At 37.9% G+C, this 20,201-nt stretch carries 17 protein-coding genes and 1 pseudogene; 16 read left to right on the top strand and 2 right to left on the bottom strand.

From position 1 onward, the window contains the following. Positions 1 to 22: 22 nt before the first annotated feature. On the bottom strand, positions 23 to 736 hold the full coding sequence (locus A3835_02080; GenBank protein ORI08364.1) for a formate dehydrogenase-specific chaperone: 714 nt from the start codon (positions 734 to 736) through the stop codon (positions 23 to 25). Further along, entirely contained in the window at positions 729 to 2,402 is a 1,674-nt protein-coding gene (locus A3835_02085; GenBank protein ID ORI08365.1) for a ferredoxin, read from the bottom strand. The genes A3835_02080 and A3835_02085 overlap by 8 nt, the downstream gene beginning before the upstream one ends. 153 nt (positions 2,403 to 2,555) lie before the next feature. Here A3835_02085 and A3835_02090 point away from each other — a divergent pair, with 153 nt between their 5' ends. The 16 genes and pseudogenes from A3835_02090 to A3835_02165 all read left to right on the top strand — a co-directional run bounded on the left by A3835_02090 (position 2,556) and on the right by A3835_02165 (position 20,178). Beyond that, entirely contained in the window at positions 2,556 to 3,881 is a 1,326-nt protein-coding gene (locus A3835_02090) for an L-seryl-tRNA(Sec) selenium transferase (protein ORI08366.1), read from the top strand. Then, on the top strand, positions 3,878 to 5,698 hold the full coding sequence (locus A3835_02095; protein ORI08367.1) for a selenocysteine-specific translation elongation factor: 1,821 nt from the start codon (positions 3,878 to 3,880) through the stop codon (positions 5,696 to 5,698). The genes A3835_02090 and A3835_02095 overlap by 4 nt, the downstream gene beginning before the upstream one ends. A 53-nt stretch (positions 5,699 to 5,751) precedes the next feature. Then, a complete protein-coding gene (locus A3835_02100) occupies positions 5,752 to 6,492 on the top strand; it encodes a histidine kinase (GenBank protein ID ORI08368.1) in 741 nt (246 codons plus the stop codon). Positions 6,493 to 6,776: 284 nt separating this feature from the next. Next, positions 6,777 to 6,983: a Tat pathway signal protein gene (locus A3835_02105; GenBank protein ORI08369.1), complete on the top strand. Its 207-nt coding sequence runs from the start codon at positions 6,777 to 6,779 to the stop codon at positions 6,981 to 6,983. Between the two features lie 11 nt (positions 6,984 to 6,994). Further along, the gene (locus A3835_02110) at positions 6,995 to 7,528 is read left to right on the top strand and encodes a formate dehydrogenase (GenBank protein ID ORI08370.1); all 534 of its coding nucleotides are present in this window, start codon (positions 6,995 to 6,997) and stop codon (positions 7,526 to 7,528) included. A gap of 48 nt (positions 7,529 to 7,576) precedes the next feature. Beyond that, positions 7,577 to 9,970, top strand: coding sequence for a formate dehydrogenase (locus A3835_02115; protein ID ORI08371.1), 2,394 nt, complete (start codon positions 7,577 to 7,579; stop codon positions 9,968 to 9,970). Positions 9,971 to 9,981: 11 nt separating this feature from the next. Further along, a complete protein-coding gene (locus tag A3835_02120) occupies positions 9,982 to 10,533 on the top strand; it encodes a formate dehydrogenase (GenBank protein ID ORI08372.1) in 552 nt (183 codons plus the stop codon). 276 nt (positions 10,534 to 10,809) lie between these two features. Next, positions 10,810 to 12,750 (top strand): FTR1 family iron permease, encoded by a 1,941-nt coding sequence (locus tag A3835_02125; GenBank protein ORI08373.1) that lies wholly within the window; start codon positions 10,810 to 10,812, stop codon positions 12,748 to 12,750. Between the two features lie 20 nt (positions 12,751 to 12,770). Continuing rightward, entirely contained in the window at positions 12,771 to 13,292 is a 522-nt protein-coding gene (locus A3835_02130; GenBank protein ID ORI08374.1) for an iron transporter, read from the top strand. A gap of 51 nt (positions 13,293 to 13,343) precedes the next feature. Further along, on the top strand, positions 13,344 to 14,723 hold the full coding sequence (locus A3835_02135; GenBank protein ID ORI08375.1) for a tRNA uridine 5-carboxymethylaminomethyl modification protein: 1,380 nt from the start codon (positions 13,344 to 13,346) through the stop codon (positions 14,721 to 14,723). Beyond that, positions 14,720 to 16,012 (top strand): ABC transporter permease, encoded by a 1,293-nt coding sequence (locus A3835_02140; protein ID ORI08376.1) that lies wholly within the window; start codon positions 14,720 to 14,722, stop codon positions 16,010 to 16,012. Before A3835_02135 ends, A3835_02140 begins: the two co-directional genes overlap by 4 nt. After that, the gene (locus A3835_02145; GenBank protein ORI08377.1) at positions 15,999 to 17,141 is read left to right on the top strand and encodes a multidrug ABC transporter substrate-binding protein; all 1,143 of its coding nucleotides are present in this window, start codon (positions 15,999 to 16,001) and stop codon (positions 17,139 to 17,141) included. The genes A3835_02140 and A3835_02145 overlap by 14 nt, the downstream gene beginning before the upstream one ends. Position 17,142: 1 nt before the next feature. Then, positions 17,143 to 17,832: a GTPase gene (locus tag A3835_02150; GenBank protein ORI08378.1), complete on the top strand. Its 690-nt coding sequence runs from the start codon at positions 17,143 to 17,145 to the stop codon at positions 17,830 to 17,832. Next, complete coding sequence (locus A3835_02155) at positions 17,822 to 18,316, top strand: thioredoxin (protein ORI08379.1); 495 nt, start codon at positions 17,822 to 17,824, stop codon at positions 18,314 to 18,316. Before A3835_02150 ends, A3835_02155 begins: the two co-directional genes overlap by 11 nt. An 8-nt stretch (positions 18,317 to 18,324) precedes the next feature. Next, a complete protein-coding gene (locus tag A3835_02160) occupies positions 18,325 to 18,903 on the top strand; it encodes a hypothetical protein (protein ID ORI08380.1) in 579 nt (192 codons plus the stop codon). Between the two features lie 29 nt (positions 18,904 to 18,932). Then, positions 18,933 to 20,178: pseudogene (locus A3835_02165) on the top strand (hypothetical protein). Positions 20,179 to 20,201: the final 23 nt, after the last annotated feature.

The raw sequence follows: 20,201 nt of genomic DNA on the forward strand, positions 1-20,201 counted from the left end.
CTTGGCTAAGAGTAAATTTAAGCTAGTCTTTAAACTCGTGTGAGATGACTGGAGAAAATTCTTCCCAGTGAAGCTTAGTTTTAAATGTTGGCATCTTGCTTTGAAATGGCTCTTTTTTCAGTGCCGCCATAGCGACACTATCGCCTTTTGGCTTAGCCGGTGCTTCTACGTTTAGTATAGAGCGTTCAAGCTCGATGAAGTCTTTTAAAATGACTGTGTATGATTTAAAGAAATTTGCCTCTTTGTGAGCTGAAAGTAGCTGAGAAAACTCATCTACAAATAAATTTAAAGTCTCGCCAAAGAGCTTATTGCTAATATTTTTTGCATCATCAAACTCATCTTTTAAAAATGTAGCCATTGCTAAAAATATAAATCCAACGTAGTCCTCGCTATCTTTGCAAAGCTCGCTATCACGTCTATATGGGCTTAGTTTTAAACATTCGATAACCTTAAGCCTAGCTGCTCCGTTATCTCTGCCCTCTTCATAAAATGAAGCGCTTAAGGGGATATTTGTAAAGCCAAAAAGAACGTCATTTTGTTCTTTTGAAAATTCTTCAAAGCTAAATTTATCTAAATTTTTAAATGCAGCATCACTATCCTCACTTAAAGGATTTGCGCTTAAGTATCTTAACTGCTCTTTCCACCTTGAAAATTTCTCATCATTTGTGTAAAAAAACATAGGATATGCTAGAAATTCGTAAAAATATGATCTTGCTTTTATGATGTTTTTATCCATTTAATAAATCCTCTTTCATCGCGTTTATTTGGGCTTGAACCATTAGTTTGGCCTTACAGTCAGCACAGCAGTAAAGTGCTTTTATCTTAACCCTATCGTTGCCAAATCTTGGTTGCATTATAGTTGCGATCTTTTCGACAGCTTTTTTAGTCGCAAACTCTTTTCCGCACTCAACACAGGCAAAAAGCTCATCTCGTGCCAGCTCATTATATGTAAAAAACTCAGGCTTAAGAGAAATTTTTCCAACTTCAAGGCTTATGGTATCTTTTTCAGCACAGCTTAGTTCGCAGTATCCGCAAGCTGTACAGACGCTTGGATTAAATAAAATCGAATTTGTCTTTTTATCAGCCACTAGCGCGCTTACGTTACAAGCGCCAACGCAACTTAGACAAAGTGTACAGCTATCAGTGTTTATCTTGACATCGCCGTATCTTATCATCTCGCCACTTTTTACTACGCCAAGATCTTCGCTACCTACTAAAAACTCGAGCCTTTTTGCAAAAATTTCTCTTTTTGGCAAGGCATATTCGTTTATCGTGTGTTGTGAGTCAGCTATAAATTTTGCCTTTTTGAGCGATTCTTCAAGCTCATTTTTATCTTTAGCGTGATAGATCGCCGTCTCTTTAAATTTAAGCTCATAAATTTGATTTAAGATGCTAATGGCGTCTTTTTCGCCTTTGCCAAGAGTTTTGCTAAATAAAATCACACTCGCACCACTTTCTTGAAGTAATGTAAGAAGATGCGCTTGATTTAACATATGTGGTGCTGATATGAAAAAAGGTAAGACATTTTCAGGTAGGCTTATATTTAGCTCGTCTAAATTTGTTTCATTAGAGATTATTAGTGGAATTTTACCTTTGTAAAGTTTGGCAATAGTAGCAAATGAGTTTTGTGGCATAAGTGTAGAGTCAAGAGATCCGCTAGGGCAGACACTAATGCAGTTACCACAATTTACACAATCAATCTGTGAGAAAACAAGATGCTTTGTCTCGTCTTCTTTTAAAATGGCAACTGTTGGGCAAACTTCGGCACAACGCCCGCAAATTTCAGTCCTGCGCTCGTGATACTGGCATATTGACGAGTCGTACTGTGTAAAGCTTTTGTATCTAAATTTTGGGCTTTTTGAATTTAAAATTTCAAGTACTTTTTCATCTTTAAGCCCTGCTATCTCGTAACAGCCGCTTTGCTTTAGCATATAGTCCCTTGCATTTTCAACCAAGAAAAAGTCGCAATCAACCTCAAATTCGTCATTTGCTCTAAGCACCAAAACGCTTAGCTCGCCAGCTGCGCCATATATAAATTTAACTTCAAAATGCGTAAGCTCGATCACTTTGTAGCCATTTTCTTTTAGTAAATTTGCTAGCTCTGCTCGGCCTGAGTTGCTTACAATGACGACATTTTTGCCGACCTCTTTTTCGTAATCCACATCCTTTGCCATGTCAAAGGCGCTCGCTCTTGCCTCGTAGAGTAAAAGGGTATTTTTGGCTTTTTCTAAGACGCTTGCGGTGGTATTTTTAAGGTAGAAATTTATCTCAGGTGCGATGATGTTTGCTTTTAGCTTTGGAGAGTTTGAGACTAGATAGTCGCCATTTTCGTTGTTGATCTCTATCTGCTCGTTTAGCATCAAAGCATCGTCAAAATCGTTATAAAAGCCAAATTCTTTCATTGTTTCTCCTATTATCAAAAACGGCCTTATTCTAATATTAATGGGATTAATAGACTCTGAAATTTATATCCTCTTTTTTGCTCTAAGTTTTAATTTATAATATTTTTATGTTAAAATCACGCCTTGGTAAAACTAACTTACTAGGAGCGCAAATTGAACGATTTAAGAAATATCCCACAAGTTGATAAGATCATAAAAAACGAAGCATTTTCGGGACTTGATACGAGTTTAGTCACTATGCTTGCAAGGCAAATTTTAGATGAGGTTAGGGCTAAAATTTTAAATGAAAATGCTAGCTTTAGTGGCGAAGAGATAATAAATTTGATCCTAGATGAGTATGATAAATTTAATGAAGCAAGCCTTCAAAGGGTGCTAAATTTAACCGGCGTTGCTATACATACAAACCTTGCTAGAAGTGTTATCGATAAAGAAATTTTAAAGCGAGCAATGCCTGTTATCACAGGATATTCTAACCTAGAGTACAACCTAAAAACAGGCAGCCGAGGCAATAGATATGACTACGTTGGCTCGCTCATCGCAAGAGCCTTTGGTTTTGAAGATGCCATCGTTGTAAATAACAACGCAAGCGCTGTATTTTTGGTGCTAAACACCTTTGCAAAGGGCAGGGAGGTGGTCGTTAGCAGGGGCGAGCTAGTCGAGATCGGCGGTAGTTTTAGAGTGCCAGAGGTGATGGCAAACGCAGGCTGCATCCTAAAAGAGGTCGGCACTACAAACAAAACTAGGCTAAAAGACTACGAAGAGGCGATCAGCGATGAGACGGCGATGCTTGTAAAGGTTCATAGATCAAATTTTGATATCGTTGGCTTTAGCGAAGAGACCACGGCAAATGAGCTTAGCGAGCTAGCAAGCAGGCAAAATTTGATAGATTATTTTGATCTTGGCAGTGGATTTTACGGAAATTTGCCCTTTAACTTAGACAAAAACGAGCCAGATCTAAAAAATTTAAAAGATATTTCGCTAGTTAGCTTTAGCGGTGATAAGCTGCTTGGCGCGGTGCAGTGTGGCATAATAGTCGGCAAAAAAGAGCTCATCGCAAAGCTTAGAAAAAACCAGCTTTTAAGGATGCTTCGCGTCGATAAAGTGATCATCTCGCTTTTGGCTGAGAGCATGAAAGCTTATCTAAACAAAGAATTTGAGCTAATCACAACGCAAAAGTTGCTTCATAAAAGTGTAAAAGAGCTTGAAGGCTTAGCAAATTTTATAAATAAAAATTTAAAAAATCCGCTTGAGATAGTGCGAACTTCGACCTTTGTAGGGGGTGGTGCTATGCCAAATAAAAAGATCCCAAGCGTGGCGCTTGCATTTAGTGGCGAGGCAAATTTAAACGAGCTAAAATTTAGGCAGAAAAAGGTGATCGGACGCATAGAAAATGACAAATTTATGCTCGATCTTAGATCGCTTTTAGATGAGGACGTAGAAGTGCTAATAAAAATAATAAATGAAACGGAAGAAAAATGAGTTTAATAATAGGAACAGCAGGGCATATCGACCACGGAAAAACCGCGCTTATAAAGGAGCTAAACGGCTTTGAAGGGGACAATCTTGAAGAGGAGAAAAAGCGTGGTATAACGATCGATCTAAGCTTTTCAAATTTAAGCAAAAACAGCGAAAATATCGCATTTATAGACGTGCCAGGGCATGAAAATCTCATAAAAACGATGATAAGTGGTGCGTACGGCTTTGACGCGTGCTTGTTTGTGGTGGCGGCAAATGACGGGCTTATGCCCCAAAGTTTGGAGCACCTTGAAATTTTAAATATTCTTGGCGTGAAATCTGTGATCGTGGCGCTTACAAAGTGTGATTTGGTTGATGAAGCTACCATAAATTTAAGAAAAAAAGAGATAAGAGATGAAATTTCTAAATTTAAAAATCTGCAAATTTTAGAAATTTTCGCCGTTAGTATAAAGGATAAGGCAAGCACCGATGAGCTTAGAAACTATCTCTTTACACTAAGAGCCAAAAAGCGCGATGAGGACGGCGTTTTTAGATACTACATCGATAGGGTCTTTAGCCTAAAAGGTATCGGTAACGTCGTAACTGGCACCGTCATAGAGGGAAGTGTCAATAAAAATGAGAAGCTTTTTAACTACGACGCTGGCAAAGAGGTGCTAGTAAGAAGCGTGCAAAGCCACGATGAATTCGTAGAGCGAGCAGGTGTTAGCAGCCGTGTGGCGCTAAATTTGACTGGTGTGGAGCTTAGCGAGCTAAAAAAGGGGCAGCTACTTAGCAAAAAAGGCTTTTTTAGGGGATTTAGAGAGGTTGATGCGGTAGTAACTGCAAAAAATTTGATCCACTCCCAAAGCGTGACCTTTTGTGTGGGCGCTAAAAACGTGCCAGCAAAGGTGCTAATCCTTAGCCAAAAAGATGATAGCTACTTTGTGAGCTTTAAATTTCAAAGCGATATGTTTTTGAAATTTGACGAGGCCTTTGTTCTTATCTCAGACGCGCGTGTGATAGGCGGTGGTAGAGTGCTAAACCCAGTACTTGAGCCACTAAAAAAGGCTGGCAAAATTCTCTTTTTAGCCTCGCTTTTAAGGCGTGATTTTGTTGAAGCCTTTTCTATACTTAAAGAAGCCCACAAAAATGGCTTTGGCATTATCTCTTCTTATCAAAGATTTGGTCTAAGTCACGAAGAGGCTGTGGCAGTTGCTAAAAAAGTCTCAAACGTCTTTGTCGATGAAAAGGCTTTAAATATCTACGATCTAAGTGCGGTTGAGCGGATAAAATCTGTGGTTAAATTTATGATAGAGAAAAATGAATTTGCCGTTTTCTCAGCTCAAAGTATAAGCCTAAAGCTTGCTTGGGCTAGTCAAAATTTGGCTCAAAAAGCACTTGATGAGCTTGAAAGTATAAACTTAATCTCTAAAAATGATGGCGTCTATACAAAAAAAGGCGTTGATATAAGCAAACTAAAAGTAAGGCTTGAAGAGAAAATTTATGAAATTTTAGAAAGCGGAAAGCTAGCTCCAACAGCACCTTATAATATATATGATGAGCTGGAAATAGATAGGTTAAGTGGTGATAATGCCCTTAAAAAGCTAACTGCAATGGGCAGAGTTGTAAGGCTGGAGCATAATCTTTTTATCACTAGAAATTCGCTAAAAATGGCACTTGATAAACTAAGAGAGATCATCAAAAATCAAGGCTTTGTAAATGTCACAAACGCCAAGGATGCACTAAATTTAAGTAGAAAATATGTAATCGCTTATCTTGAGCAGCTCGATCTTGAGAGTGACATAATGAAGCAAGGAAATGATAGAGTCTTTCGTGGTTAGTATTCATTTACAAAAAGTAAATATAATCCGCCAAATTTTTAAAAAGGAAAAAAATGAAAAAAGTGGTTTTGGCCTCAATAATAGTGGCAACTAGCCTAATGGCAGCTAGCAATAAGCAAATAGAAGATTTTTACTCAGAAGTTTTTAAAAATCAAAATATCGATGGTGTTAATGTAAAAGTCGTAGAGCGCACTAAAATTTTAGATGATATAGAAAAAGTAAGCTTAAAATTTAGCAAAGGGGATATGTCTCAAGAAGATGTGACTTTTGTTAAGGGCGATCTTATGTTTCCTGATGTTGTAAATTTAAAGGAGCAAAAGTCTTATTTGGCTGAAGAAAAAAAGGTAATCGCAGAAAAAGCAGCACTTGATTTAGTAAAATCACTAGCTAAAATTTATAAAAATGAAGACAAGGTAAATGTTATAACTCTCGGCAATGATAGCAAAAAGCCAACTCTTATCATGTTTTCAGATCCTGAATGCCCATATTGTAGAGCCGAGCTAGCAAAGATTGAAACGACATTAAAAGACAATAACGTTGAAATCATCCTAACTCCAGTGCATGAACTATCGTCTTTGCAAAAAAGTGCTTTGATCTATAAAGATATAAAAAATGCAAAAAGTGATAGCGATAAGGTTAAAATTTTAAGAAAGTATTTCTCTGAAGATTATAATGTAGATGAAAAAAATGTTAGCAAAGAAGAGAGCGACAAGATCGATACTTTACGTAAAAAATATTTCTCAGCTGGCGTTAGATCAGTACCATTTATCATAAACAAAAGTGATCTAAAATAATCTTTTCTAGGGAACTCTCCCTAGAATTTCTTCTTTTAATAAAAATTCTTAAATTTTAAAATACATTTAACTATATTTTTAATAAATACTTAATAAATATAACTAATATTATATATTTACTTTTATTATTTTATAAATATGCTAAATTCACACAGTTTAATTCTAGCTCTAAAAGCCCTGAAATAGACTGTTTGCAATATTTTAGTATCTCTAAATATGCAAATTTTACATATTATGGAACCAAATTTCTCAAATTTTTAAGATTTGAGGGGCAAGGAGAAAAAATGCAAGGATCAAGAAGAGATTTTTTAAAGAAATCTCTAAAAGTTGGTACTGCTGGCGGAATACTCGCAGTTTCTGCAATAGCAAAAACAACTAGTGATGACTTAGCTCCTGATGGCAATGGCGTCGTCGTTGGCAAGTCAAACAAAAAAGAGGTGCTTTATAAAAAAAGCAAGAACTGGGAAACCTACTATAAAATCGCATACTAAGGGAGAAAACCATGAGTGATGCACGTATAGGAAGACGTTCATTTTTAAAGCTAGCCGCACTTGGTGCTGGAAGCACAATGGCTTTCGGAGAAAATGAAACGATAAGAAAAGCAAGTGATGAGGAGATAAAAAATCCTTTCCCTGGCTCAAAAAAGGTTAGAACGATTTGTTCTATTTGCTCAGCAGGCTGTGGTATCGAGGCTGAGGTAAAAGATGGTGTTTGGGTTCGTCAAGATATGGCGATGCATCATCCGATATCTCAGGGCTCACACTGCTCAAAAGGTATCGATCAGATCGATCTTACACACAGTAAACAACGCATCAAATATCCTATGAAAAAAGTTGATGGTAAATGGCAAAGAATTTCATGGGATCAAGCTGTAAATGAGATCGGCGATAAGATGCTTCAGATCCGCAAAGAAGATGGCCCTGATAGTGTTGTTTTCTTAGGATCAGCTAAATTTAACAACGAACAGTCTTATTACTTTAGAAAATTTTGTGCATTTTGGGGTACAAACAGTAACGATCACGTAGCAAGAATTTGACATAGCGCAACAGTCGCCGGTGTGGCGAATACTTGGGGTTATGGCGCGATGACAAACCACTTTGGAGATATGGCTGCAAACTCAAAATGTATATTTATCATTGGAGCGAACCCAGCTGTAGCGAACCCAGTTGGTGGCATGAAGCACACTTTACAAGCAAAAGATAGAAACAATGCAAAAGTAATTGTAGCTGATCCAAATTTTACAAAGACAGCTGCACATGCTGATCTTTATTTGAGACAAAGATCAGGAACTGATATTGCGCTTGTTTATGGTCTTATTCATATCATTCTTAAAAATGGTTGGGAAGATAAAGAATTTATAGAAAATAGGACTTACGGTATTGATGAGATAAGAAAAGAGGCTGAGCACTGGACACCAGAGGTTACATCTGATGTTACTGGAGTACCAGTTGATAAGCTACTAAAAGCTGCAGACATTCTAGCTCACACAAAACCAGGTACTGTTGTTTGGGCACTTGGCATCACTCAACACTCAGTTGGTACATCAAATACAAGAATTTTACCTATCCTTCAACTAATTCTAGGAAATATGGGTAAAGCAGGCGGCGGCTGTAATATCATTCGTGGTCACGACAATGTTCAAGGCTCAACTGATATGTGTAACCTTTCAGATAGCTTGCCAATGTATTATGGCTTAACTGATGCAGCATGGAAATATTATTGCAAAGGCTGGGGCGTTGATTATGATGAATTTATTAAACGCTTTGCGGTCTCAACAAAAGAGCCAAAACAAGGCGGCACTCCTGTTAAAAACACAGTCTTTGAAGAGTATTATTACCACGATCCTAAACATCCAGAAGATAGGAACTGGAGAAACGAAAAAGGCTGGTCACTTTCAAAATGGTGGCAAGGCGTCTTAAAAGAGGAAAATACATTTAGCAGTGGTGCATTAAGAGTTCTTTGGGTTCAAGGAACTGGTCTAACATCTATGGCGCACTTGGCTAAAATTCAAGAAGCAGCTTCAAAACTAGATATGATCGTTGTAGCTGAGCCATTTGTAAATGAAATTTCTATCCTTTCAGACAGAAAAGATGGCGTTTATATCTTGCCAGTAGCGACTGCATTTGAAAATGAAGGTCACTTAAGTGCTACAAACCGCTCAGGACAATGGAGAACAAAAGTCGTTGATCCACTTTATGAGAGCAAGGGCGATCACGAAGTAATGTTCTTATTTGCTAAGAAATTTGGCTTTTACGATGAATACGTAAGAGGCATGAAAATGGGTATCGTAGATCATGAAATAAAACAAGTAAAAGATGATTTTGTATGGCCTGATGATGCGACAAATGAGATAGCAAGAATTGGAAATTCTATAGGTTATGGTGGTAGAACAGCCGAGATGTTCAGACGCCATCAAGCAAACTGGGATAAATTTGACCCAGATACACTAATAGGTATTGGTGGTGAAGTTAAAGGCGAATACTACGGTAAACCATGGCCAGCATGGGATGAAAAACACCCTGGAACACCAATACTATATGATATGAGCAAACCTTATGTTGAAGGTGGTTCAGGCTTTAGAAATCGCTTTGGACTCGAACATAATGGCGTTAGTCAGCTAGCTAGCGAAGAGACAACACTTGTTGGCTCAGCTATAAAAGGTGGCTATCCACAAATCACAAAAGATAATATAGAAAAAGTCTTAGGCATAACTCTAACTGAAGAAGAGAAAGCTAAGATGGGACCAAGCTGGAGCATGGATTATAGTGGTATTATCTTTAAAAAATGCCGTGAAAAAGGTGTTGTGCCTTATGGTAATGCAAGGGCAAGAGCTATCGTTTGGGAATTTCTCGATCCTATTCCAAAACATAGAGAGCCAATCCACTCACCACGCTGGGATCTTGTTCAAAAGTATCCAACATTTGAAGATCAGGCTAGAAATTTCCGTGTTGCTACTAAATATAAGTCAGAGCAACAAGCAAAAGACTGGTCAAAAGAGTTCCCTATCGTGTTTAGTACGCAACGCGTCGTAAACCTAAGTGGTGCTGGTATGATCGAAAGAACAAGTAAATATCTATCAGCTATTACACCTGAGATGTTTGCTAACGTTCACCCTGAGCTTGCTCTAAAACACGGCATAAAAGACCGCGACATGATGTGGATCCACAGTCCACAAGGCACGAAGATAAAAGTGAGATGTTATCACAGCTATATGGTAACTCCAGATAGAATTTGTATGCCTTACAACTTTGCTGGTGTTATGCAAGGTGTTGATCTTTCAGATCGCTATCCAGAGGGCACTAAGCCTTATGTTATCGGCGAGAGCTCCAATACGATTACAAACTACGGATTTGACCCAGTTACTCAAATTTCAGAGTTTAACGCAGGTCTTTGTCGTATAGAAAAAGCTGAGGAAAATACATTTAAAACATCGTTTTTCCATGAATATGGCGAGAGAGACGCCATGGGTAAAGAGTAAGGAGGAATAAAATGGCAAGAATGAAATTTTTCGTAGATACTAATAGATGCATTAGTTGTTATGGTTGCCAAGTTGCTTGCTCTTCTGCTCATGAACTTCCAGTGGGAATTTATAGAAGGAAGGTCATTACGCTTCACGATGGTATCGAAGGTAAAGAGGTTTCAACTACCATTGCATGCCAACACTGTACTGATGCACCTTGTGAGCAAGTTTGCCCGGTTGATTGTTTCTACATTAGAGCTGATGGCATCGTGCTTCATGATAAAAATATATGCATAGGCTGTGGTTACTGCTTATATGCTTGTCCGTTTGGTGCACCACAGTTCCCTAAAGATGGAGCATTTGGTGTAAAGGGCGTTATGGATAAATGTACAATGTGTGCAGGCGGTCCAGAGCCAACAAACTCACACGAGGAGAGAGAGCTTTACGGTCAAAATAGAATGGCTGAAGGAAAAGTGCCTATGTGTGCGGCTGTTTGTGCTACAAATGCACTTTTAGTTGGAGATGCGGCTGAAGTATCAAATGTATATCGCAAACGCGTTATGCTAAGAAATACTGGCTAAATGCCTAACAAGAAGGAGAGCATTTGCTCTCCTTTAAATTTTAGAATCTAAACTTAAAACCTTTTTATTTTTTATAAGACTACTATTCTTATATTCAAAAGATAAATTTTAAATTTACATTAGAAAATTTCTAAAATCATTTAAAATTGGCTATTTGAAGACAAATTTCTTTTTATTATCTCAATTTACTCTATTTTATGATAATCGTTTTTATTTTAATCAAAGTAAAGCCTTGATAATATTCACTTCAAAAAAATCTCACAGGTGGTTTATTTAATGAATAAATTCTTAAAATTTATGTTAATTATGTTGTTGCCTATTTGGCTCGTGGCAAAAAACGACGACTATGAGCAAGTCGCAGCTCAGATAAAAGAGTCGTTACAAAAAGTAATAACAGAGTATAGAGCGGGCAATGTTGAACAAGCGGTCAGTGATACTCAAAACGCTTATTTTGGCTTATTTGAAGATGTCGAAGCTGGCATTAGAATAAATTTAGGTCAGAAAAAGGCTTACTCTATGGAGAAGCAATTTGGCGAGATCAGAAAGGCGATAAAAGCAGGCGAAGCGCCAGATGATGTGCAAAAAAGAATAGATCAGATAAATAGCGAGATCGCTGAAGTTCTACCAGTTATCTTAAAAGGGCATAGACTAGTTGGTGAGTATTCAGACAGCCCAGCTCAAGCTGCTACAACTGATTATGATACTTCTAAATTTATCCCTGAGTGGAAAGTGGCATTTGCAAATTTATCAGCTGATCTAGATAAAGCAATAGCAAGCTATGAGAGCGATAAGCAAGATGATGCCAAAAGTGCTATTCAAGATGCTAAATTTACAGATTACAGAAATACTCAACTTGAAATCGCTATTCGCCAGCATATAGAAAATGGTAAAAGCATAGATGCTGATATCCAAAGAAAGATGGGCGAAGCGATCAGCGGCATCACAAATGGTATAAGCAAAGATGATTTTAAAACTAAGCTAGATGAGATCAAGAAACTAGCATATGAGGCAATCTCAAAACTCCCAGCAGATACTGCAAAACTAGCAAAAGTTGATATGAGTGATGTAGAAGCAGCTTCTGAAGAAGATAGTGGTGCAGATTATACCAAAGTCGTTCAAAACATAAACGACAAAATTCAAGCTGCTATCACACTTTATAAAAATGGTGATGTAAAAAAAGCTATGGGCGATATCCAAGACATCTACTTTGATGAGTTTGAAGGTAGCGGTATGGAGAATAAAGTAGGCGCAATAGATGTAAATTTAAAAACAGCTATTGAAGCTACATTTGGCAATCTTGTAGCCCTTATGAAATCAGGTGTAGACGAAAAAACTCTTCAAGAAAGCGCAAGCAAGATGTCATCTCAGCTAGCAGCCGCACTTGAAAAAACTAGCGGTTCAAGCTCACCTTGGACGCTATTTATCTGGGCGCTAACTATAATCTTAAGAGAGGGCTTTGAAGCTCTTATCATCGTTGCAGCCGTCGTTGCATACCTTGTAAAAACTGGCAATGCTAAAGCGATGGGCAAAGTTGTTTATAGCTCAGTTGGCGTGGCTGTCATCTTAAGCTTTGTTATGGCGTGGATCATGAACGTCATCTTTGGCGAGGCAGCAGGTCAAAAAAGAGAGCTTATGGAAGGCATCACGATGCTTGTTGCAGTGGGACTTCTATTTTACGTTGGCTTCTGGCTTCTTTCAAATGCTGGCGCTAAAAAATGGAACGACTACATCAAATCACATGTATCTGAGTCTATCTCAAGTGGCTCGAGCACAGCGCTTTGGTGGACTGTATTTTTAGCGGTATTTAGAGAGGGTGCTGAAACTGTACTATTTTATCAGGCGCTTATTTTTGGAGCTAAAGATTCAGCTGGTTACTCGATGATTGCAGCTGGCTTTGTGATAGGACTTATCGTTCTTTTAATAGTCTATTTCTTATTTAAAATTTTTGCTGTTAAAATTCCTATTAAACCATTTTTTATATTTACGTCAGCTATTATCTTTTATATGTCGATCGTCTTTGTTGGCAAGGGTGTTGGCGAACTAGTTGAGGGCAAAATTTTCATCCCAACTATCATAAAAGGACTTAGCTTCCCTGACTGGATGAGAGACTGGCTAGGACTTCAGCCATATTATGAGAGCTTAGTACCTCAAATCATTATGGTGCTTGCTCTAATTATAGGCATCGTTATCATGAAATCAAAACAAAATAAAAACTAATCTTATTAAAAGGAGAGGAAATGAATAAAATTCTTAGTTCAGCTCTAGCACTTAGCCTAGCAGCTGGTTTTGCACTTGCTGGAGAGCACCCAATCGGCGAGCCTGTAGAGGCTAATGGTATGGAGATAGCTGCTGTTTATCTTGAGCCAATCGACATGGAGCCAAAAGGCGTTGATCTAGCTCCAAGCTTGGCTGATCTTCACTTAGAAGCTGACATCCACGCTGTAAAAGGCAACAAAAACGGCTTTGGCGAAGGCGAGTGGATCCCATACCTAAAGATCAACTATGAGCTAAAAAACCTTGATAATGGTAAAACTAAAAAAGGTACATTTATGCCAATGGTTGCAAGCGATGGCCCACACTACGGTGCTAACGTAAAAATGGATACAGGCGTTGGTAACTATGAGCTTAAATTCCACATCGACAATCCAGAAAAACAAGGCTTTGGTCGCCACGCTGACAAAGAGACTGGTGTTGGTAAATGGTTTGAGCCTTTCACAACAACTTATAAATTTCAATGGACAGGTGGTCCTGTTAAATAATCACTTTGGGGCGTTCTCGCCCCTTTTTAAAAATTCTCATAGGGTTTAGTTATGTCAATTTACTTCTATCAGGTCTTTTTAGCCCTCCTTGGATTTACGCTTTTTGCTGCCTTAAATAACAATGGCAAAAGTTTAAAAACGATCTTTTTACCGTCATTTCTTGGCGTTGTTGCTGGTGTGCTTATCTTTAAAGCTGCTCGTCATGCGCTTGTTGATGATCAGTTTAAAATTTTCATAGATTCTGTGACACTAGTTTTTTTACTAATTAGCATTTTATGGATATTTTTCGAGCTTAAGATAGCAAAAATCGTAACGTTTTCTATTTTAGGCATCGGCTTTGGCTTTGGCTATAGCTCAAGTAGCGCTTTGTTCCCGTTATTTGGTGGCGAACTGCTTGACACGCTTTCAGTCATAAGCTTCTTTTTGATGATCTTTGCGATGATCTTGATACTATTTTTATTTTTCTTCATTTCAAATTTAAAAGCAAGCATACCATCATCAATAGCTAAAATTTTAGCTCTTATAACATTAGTATTTTTACTAGTTGATAGAAGCTCACAAACTGCACTTGAGCTTTTACGTGCAGGCGCTTTAAAGATAAGTAGCGAGCTAAATTCTCAAATTTTATCTATCAGCGCAAAAGGCATCTACGTCACAGAATTTAGTGCCTATTTTTACATAGCAGTGATCCTTCTTTTATGCATCATCGCGCTTTGCTTTGTGCCAAAGAGTATCGATAAGAGCACGTTTGGCTCTATCAAATACCGCTTTACAAAAGCCATTAGAGAAAATGTCTTTGACAATGCAAAATTTGCATTTTGCAGCGTTTTAATAGCGCTTGGATTTTCACTTTATTTTGATCTTTACGCATCTCGCCCACCTCAAATTTCAGAGCCGGTCTTGGTTGAGCCAGTGGGAGATAAATTTATATTTGATGTTGATATGTTAAAAGATAACGAGCTTCACAGATTTGCCTACATTACAGACGAGGGCAAACAGGTGAGATTTTTCTTGCTAAACCGCTTTAGCGACCGCCCATCTCCAGTCATCGTATTTGACTCGTGTATGATCTGCGGCGACATGGGCTATATCAAGAAAGGAAATGACCTTATTTGTATCTCTTGTAATGTTAGAATTTTCTTGCCGTCAGTTGGCAAAGAGGGTGGTTGTAACCCGATCCCTATGGCATTTACCTTTGATGGTAAAAATATCATAGTTGATTACAAAACGATCGTCGCAGGGGCAAACTACTTCAGCAAGGTCGTCGAAAAGATGGTGCTTGACCCAGTTAGTCGCAAAAAGGTGAGCAATCTTGATTCAAGATCATATTTATACTACGGACGCACATATTTCTTTGAGAGCAACGAAACTCAGGCGAAATTTGAAGCAAATCCAGAAAAATATGTAGAAACAAATGGAACGTTAAAATGAAAAATATGCAACTAAGAATGATAAAAAGCTCGATCACGGGCTCGAAGGTGCAAAAGACGATGGCGTTTATTACCATCTTGCTAGCTGCTCTTTTGATAGCTTGCATGCTAAACATTACGCTAAAAATCGGCGATCAAGTAGCAACCGAGCTTAGAGGATATGGCTCAAATATCGTTGTTTTGCCACGCGGTGAGAGCCTAAGTATCGAGATCGAGGGTAAAAATTTCACCCCACTAAAATCACAAAATTTACTTCCAGAAGCTGATATTTATAAGATAAAAGAGATCTTTTGGAGAAACAATATCGTTGCTTTTGCGCCGTTTTTAGAGGCAAAAGTTAAAGATGAAAAAGGAATTGAATTTGCCTTTGAAGGAACCTATTTTGATAAAAACATCGGTCTAAAAGATGAGCCAGAATTTAGCACAGGCGTTAAGAGCTTGTATGGATTTTGGGGCGTTGAGGGTGTTTGGCCAAAAGATGAAAGTATGGATGAAATTTTAGTTGGCGAAGAACTTTCTAAGGCTAAAAATTTAAAGATTGGCGACAAACTTAGTCTTGTGGGCAAAAATGGCGTAAGAGAGGTTAAAATAGTTGGAATTTTAAAAGGAGCTAGTGACGAGACGCATAAGCTAGTTGGCTCATTAAAGCTTGCTGGAGATCTTTCAGGTCACGCTGGCTCATATACAAAGGCTGAAGTCTCAGCCATGACGATCCCAGAAAACGACCTATCGCTAAAGGCTAGACGAAATTTAGACAACCTTGATAGTGCAGAGTATGACAAATGGTACTGCTCAGCTTATGCAGGATCGATCGCATTTCAGATAGAAGAAAATTTACCAAACGTTAGCGCAAAGGCAAGCCTTCAAGTAAGCGATGCAGAGAGCAACATCGTAAAGAAAATCCAAAGCCTAATGGGCATCGTTAGTATTATCGCTCTCGTGGTTTCAGCCATCGGCATAACATCGCTAATGACAAGTGAAATTTACCGCCGTAAAAAAGAGATCGGCCTTTTAAAAGCTATAGGTGCTAGCAACTTTGAAATTTACGCTTTGTTTGCTAGCGAAAGCCTTGTGGTTGCCTTTTTTGCAGGTATCACTGGAGCATTTTTAGGATACGCGCTAAGCTACGTGATGTCTTACATTATCTTCTCACATGGCATCGGCATAGCTTGGATCGTGCTACCAATTAGCGTGGCATTTGCCCTGCTTATTTCAGTCGTTGGCTCACTAATGCCAATGAGAAACGTCATAAATTTACTACCTGCGGAGGTGCTATATGACCGCAAATAGCAAATTCTTTTACAATACAATTTATAAAAGTTTAAAAAATGGCTCATCAAGAGTCATGGTCATCGTGATCTCTATCTTACTTGGAGCATGCGTGTGCGCGGCGTTTGTCAATGTCTATCTTGACATTGACTCAAAGGTCTCACGCGAGCTAAAAACTTATGGTGCAAATATGATCTTTGCTCCAAAAGATATGGCGACAAGTGATGATATGAGTGAAAAAACTTACAATGAAATGATCGCTAAGGTACCAAAAGATAAGCTTCTTGGTGAGAGCGGTTATCTCTTTGCTCAGGCAAATATCGGTCCAACAAATGCTATCGTCATGGGAGCAAAATTTAGCAATCTAAAAAAAGTTAAACCATTTTTAGATGTTAGAGATGGAACGATGATAAATGTCGATTTTGACGATAAAAACGTGCTAATAGGCGTCGATCTAGCTCGTCAGGCTGGCTTTAAAGCAGGCGATGATATAGAAATTCGCGCTATTGGCTCAAATGAGAGCATAAATGTAAAGATAAAAGGCGTAGTCGCAAGTGGCGACAAAGAGGATGCGCTTTTGATCACGTCACTATCTTTGGCTCAAAAAATTTCAAATAAAGCTGGCAAAATAAACTATGCTGAAGCTGTTGTGCTTGGTAACTTTGACGAGATAACATCGCTTGCAAAGACTATTAGTAATGATGAAATAGCTACAAAACCAGTAGCAAAGGTCTCAAAATCTGAGGGCTACATCTTAGAGAAGATCAAGCTTTTAATGGCGCTTGTTAGCCTTGTTATTTTGCTCATTACTTCAATGTGCGTAAACACAACGCTTAGTGCTATCTTGCTCTCTCGCTCAAAGGAGATCGCACTTCTTAGAGCCATAGGTGCAAGCAAAAAAGATGTACTAAAGCTATTTGGCTTTGAAACATTTGTGACAGCGCTCATCTCAGCATTAGTTGGTGCATTTTTAGGATATTTACTAGCTCAAATTTTAGGTTATGCGATATTTGATTCTAGTATTGATTTTAGAATTTTAAGCATCCCAGTAGCTGTGATAATATCGCTTTTATTTGCAGCGATCGCAGCGTTTTATCCGATCAAACGGGCACTTAATAATAAAATGGCAGATACATTAAGAGGAGAATGATATGCAAAATGCACTAGAATTAAAAAATATTTGTAAAATTTTTGGCGATGTTAAAGCACTTGATGATATAAATTTTGAGGTTAAAAAAGGTGAGTGGGTCAGCGTAATGGGACCAAGTGGTAGTGGTAAAAGTACGCTTGTGAATATTCTCTCTCTTATGGATACTCCAAGTAGTGGTACTTATATGCTCGGTGGCGATGATGCGAGCAATCTAAATGCTGACGATACACTTAAATTTAGACGCGAGAAAATCGGTCTTATTTTTCAGCAGTTTCACTTAGTACCATATCTTAGCGCACTTGAAAATGTGATGATCGCTCAGTACTATCACAGCTCAGTTGATGAAGAGGACGCTAAAAAGGCACTTGCGGCAGTTGGTCTTTCTCACAGGCTAACACACAGGCCAAGTCAGCTAAGTGGTGGTGAGCAACAACGCCTTTGTATCGCACGCTCGCTCATAAACGATCCTGAAATTTTAATAGCAGATGAGCCAACTGGTAACCTTGATGAAGCAAATGAAAGAGTTATACTTGATCTATTTTGCAAGCTAAGAAAAGATGGCAAGACGATACTTCTAGTAACTCACAACCCTGATCTTGGCGAGTATGGCGATAAGATCGTCTATCTAAGACATGGTAAGCTAGAGAAAATTCGCACTATTGAAAACCCAAAGGTGCCAAATGAGATATAAAATTTTATTTTTATGTCTAGTCTCAGCCCTAGTTATGGGCTGCGTCAAGCAGTATGAGAAGCATCACATTACGCTAAATGACTCAAGCGGCATTGATACGCAGTTTTTTCCAACAGAAAAGAGGCTAAAGATAGGCGATAAGCCATATATGCTATTTTTCTTTGGCACTGACTGCGGAGTATGCAAGGCCGCTATACCTGATCTAAATACACTTGAAAAAGAGTATGGTAAAGAGGTTCAATTCATCGGTGTTTTAGGACCTAGTAAAGGCTTTGATAAAGATATTGAGCTTTTAAAAGAGCACAACATTACCTTTAAAACTACGAGTGATAAGGTTTCAGTTGATTACTTTAGCAAGGCAGTTGGTGGTGTCATGGGCGTGCCAGTTATCTATTTTTTTGATAAAGATGGTAAGATGCGATCAAAATTTATCGGTCTTACACCAAAAAGCGTACTTGAAAGTGCTATAAGATCGCTCTTGTAGGAGTGAATATGAAAAATTTCTTTTTATTTGTCTTGGCGGTATTTTTTATTGGATGTGCTAGTAGTACTCCAAATATCTCGGTTAAAACGAGCGATCCGATCTTTTTTACGCTTAATGAAGCAAATAAAAGCGTCTATGTAAATTTTAAAAATAGCGCGACCGGACAAGATGTAAATGCTGAAATTTTAAGCGAATTTGCAAAGGCTGGCTTTAGAAACGAACCAAATATCAAAAATGCCGACTTCATCATCCTTGGCGATGTGCAAAGCTTTTCTAGGATAATCAAAAGAGATCCTAGATTTTCGATGGGAATGGGATATGGCTTTGGTAGACCAAGCTTTGGCTTTGGCTACTCGATGTTTTTCCCATTTGGCTATTACGATGATGATGACTTTAGTACAAATAGCTACACTTATCACATGCAAGTAAGCGTGCTAGTGCGTCCAAAAAATGGTGGCGAAAAGGCGACAAATATCTCACTTATGCAAGCTGGTAATGTCTATTCTCCAAGCTACATTTGGCCATTTTTTAAAGAACGCCTAGCAAAACAGATCGTTAGCTTTTTTTATAATGTCTCGCAAAAATAGGAGAAATTAGTAAATTTAAAAGGATTTAAATGCTAGTTGATGGAAGCTATGAAATTTCATCTTGTGATGATATTGAACTTGGTATAAAAAGAAGTTCTCCTCTCCTTTCATTCCTGTTATGACAATGCCAAGGATGCAAAAGCTCTTTTGGTGATTATCCCTGGGCTTGTAGAAGACTCTGACCTTGGATATAGAGCTAATCTTATTCGGACTATGGCAGAGACTTATGATGTTGCATGCATTAGTGTGGATTATCACTGCATAGGTAACCGCCCACAGCTTGGGGCGAAATTTGGGCTTGATGATATAGATCGCGAAATCTTAACAAGAGAACTATCAAGCATAGGTATAAATTTACCAATTGATCTAAAAAGTATCGACTGCCACGAGAAGGTTGATTTGCTACTTAAATTTCTCAGCAAAGAGATTACTATTCGAAAAGAGAGAGATATTTTGCCGGCTGATTTTAGACTAAATGCTAGCATTACGATGGTACCAACAAAAAATGAATATCAAAATTTTGGCGTTATACAAGCAATGGATGTGCTAAATGCTGTGCTTTATACAAAAAATATATAAATAATGCTAAATTTGAACATCTGCCAGTGATAATGGTAGGCAGCTCACATGGTGGATATCTGGCACATATGTGTGCTAAGATCGCTCCATGGGCTAGTTGATGCCGTGATAGATAATAGCTCTTATGCCATATTTTTATGGCGTCTTATTGGCTTTGGTAAAGAGATAGATTTTACTAACTATTTTTGTTTTGGTACTGGCATTTTGTATCAAAATTTATATCTTTATTTTTTTGATAAGACCTACTGGACGCTTAATGAAAAATCACCATACTATTTTATTGACGCAAGAGAAGAGATAAGAAACATCCTAAATTTAGATCATTTAAATGTTCAAAGCGGCTATGAAAAGCCAATTTACGTGAGCTATCACTGTATTTGCGATAAAGAAATAGCTCCAGCAAAGGATAAAATCGAGCTTTAAGAGGCTCTTAAGAAGCTTAAATTTAACGCAACATTACATATGATAAAAGATGAGAGTGAGGTTGATGGCAAATTTATAAAGTCTCTAACGCATGGAATGGGGATGTCTTATAAACTACTTTTACAAAAAGAGCTTCCCAGTATGATGGAGAAAATTTTATCTCAAAAAAATAAAAAGAGTAGCAAGAGTATTGAGTATAAATGCGGCGATACGATCTATAAATTTAGTGAAGTCTTAGATCAAATAAATCTTGAAATTTTAGATATTGCTTAGTATTTAAAATAGTTAAAACTAGG

The sequence above is a fragment of the Campylobacter concisus genome (assembly GCA_002092835.1).
Classification (GTDB): Bacteria; Campylobacterota; Campylobacteria; order Campylobacterales; family Campylobacteraceae; genus Campylobacter_A; species Campylobacter_A concisus_K.

Excerpts from the sequence above, each read along its gene's own strand:
- A3835_02140 (ORI08376.1), top strand. The coding sequence starts at position 14,720 with ATGAAAAATATGCAACTAAGAATGATAAAAAGCTCGATCACGGGCTCG.
- A3835_02080 (ORI08364.1), bottom strand. The coding sequence starts at position 736 with ATGGATAAAAACATCATAAAAGCAAGATCATATTTTTACGAATTTCTA.
- A3835_02125 (ORI08373.1), top strand. The coding sequence starts at position 10,810 with ATGAATAAATTCTTAAAATTTATGTTAATTATGTTGTTGCCTATTTGG.
- A3835_02110 (ORI08370.1), top strand. The coding sequence starts at position 6,995 with ATGAGTGATGCACGTATAGGAAGACGTTCATTTTTAAAGCTAGCCGCA.
- A3835_02115 (ORI08371.1), top strand. The coding sequence starts at position 7,577 with ATGACAAACCACTTTGGAGATATGGCTGCAAACTCAAAATGTATATTT.
- A3835_02155 (ORI08379.1), top strand. The coding sequence starts at position 17,822 with ATGAGATATAAAATTTTATTTTTATGTCTAGTCTCAGCCCTAGTTATG.
- A3835_02150 (ORI08378.1), top strand. The coding sequence starts at position 17,143 with ATGCAAAATGCACTAGAATTAAAAAATATTTGTAAAATTTTTGGCGAT.
- A3835_02095 (ORI08367.1), top strand. The coding sequence starts at position 3,878 with ATGAGTTTAATAATAGGAACAGCAGGGCATATCGACCACGGAAAAACC.
- A3835_02100 (ORI08368.1), top strand. The coding sequence starts at position 5,752 with ATGAAAAAAGTGGTTTTGGCCTCAATAATAGTGGCAACTAGCCTAATG.
- A3835_02105 (ORI08369.1), top strand. The coding sequence starts at position 6,777 with ATGCAAGGATCAAGAAGAGATTTTTTAAAGAAATCTCTAAAAGTTGGT.
- A3835_02120 (ORI08372.1), top strand. The coding sequence starts at position 9,982 with ATGGCAAGAATGAAATTTTTCGTAGATACTAATAGATGCATTAGTTGT.
- A3835_02145 (ORI08377.1), top strand. The coding sequence starts at position 15,999 with ATGACCGCAAATAGCAAATTCTTTTACAATACAATTTATAAAAGTTTA.
- A3835_02160 (ORI08380.1), top strand. The coding sequence starts at position 18,325 with ATGAAAAATTTCTTTTTATTTGTCTTGGCGGTATTTTTTATTGGATGT.
- A3835_02085 (ORI08365.1), bottom strand. The coding sequence starts at position 2,402 with ATGAAAGAATTTGGCTTTTATAACGATTTTGACGATGCTTTGATGCTA.
- A3835_02130 (ORI08374.1), top strand. The coding sequence starts at position 12,771 with ATGAATAAAATTCTTAGTTCAGCTCTAGCACTTAGCCTAGCAGCTGGT.
- A3835_02135 (ORI08375.1), top strand. The coding sequence starts at position 13,344 with ATGTCAATTTACTTCTATCAGGTCTTTTTAGCCCTCCTTGGATTTACG.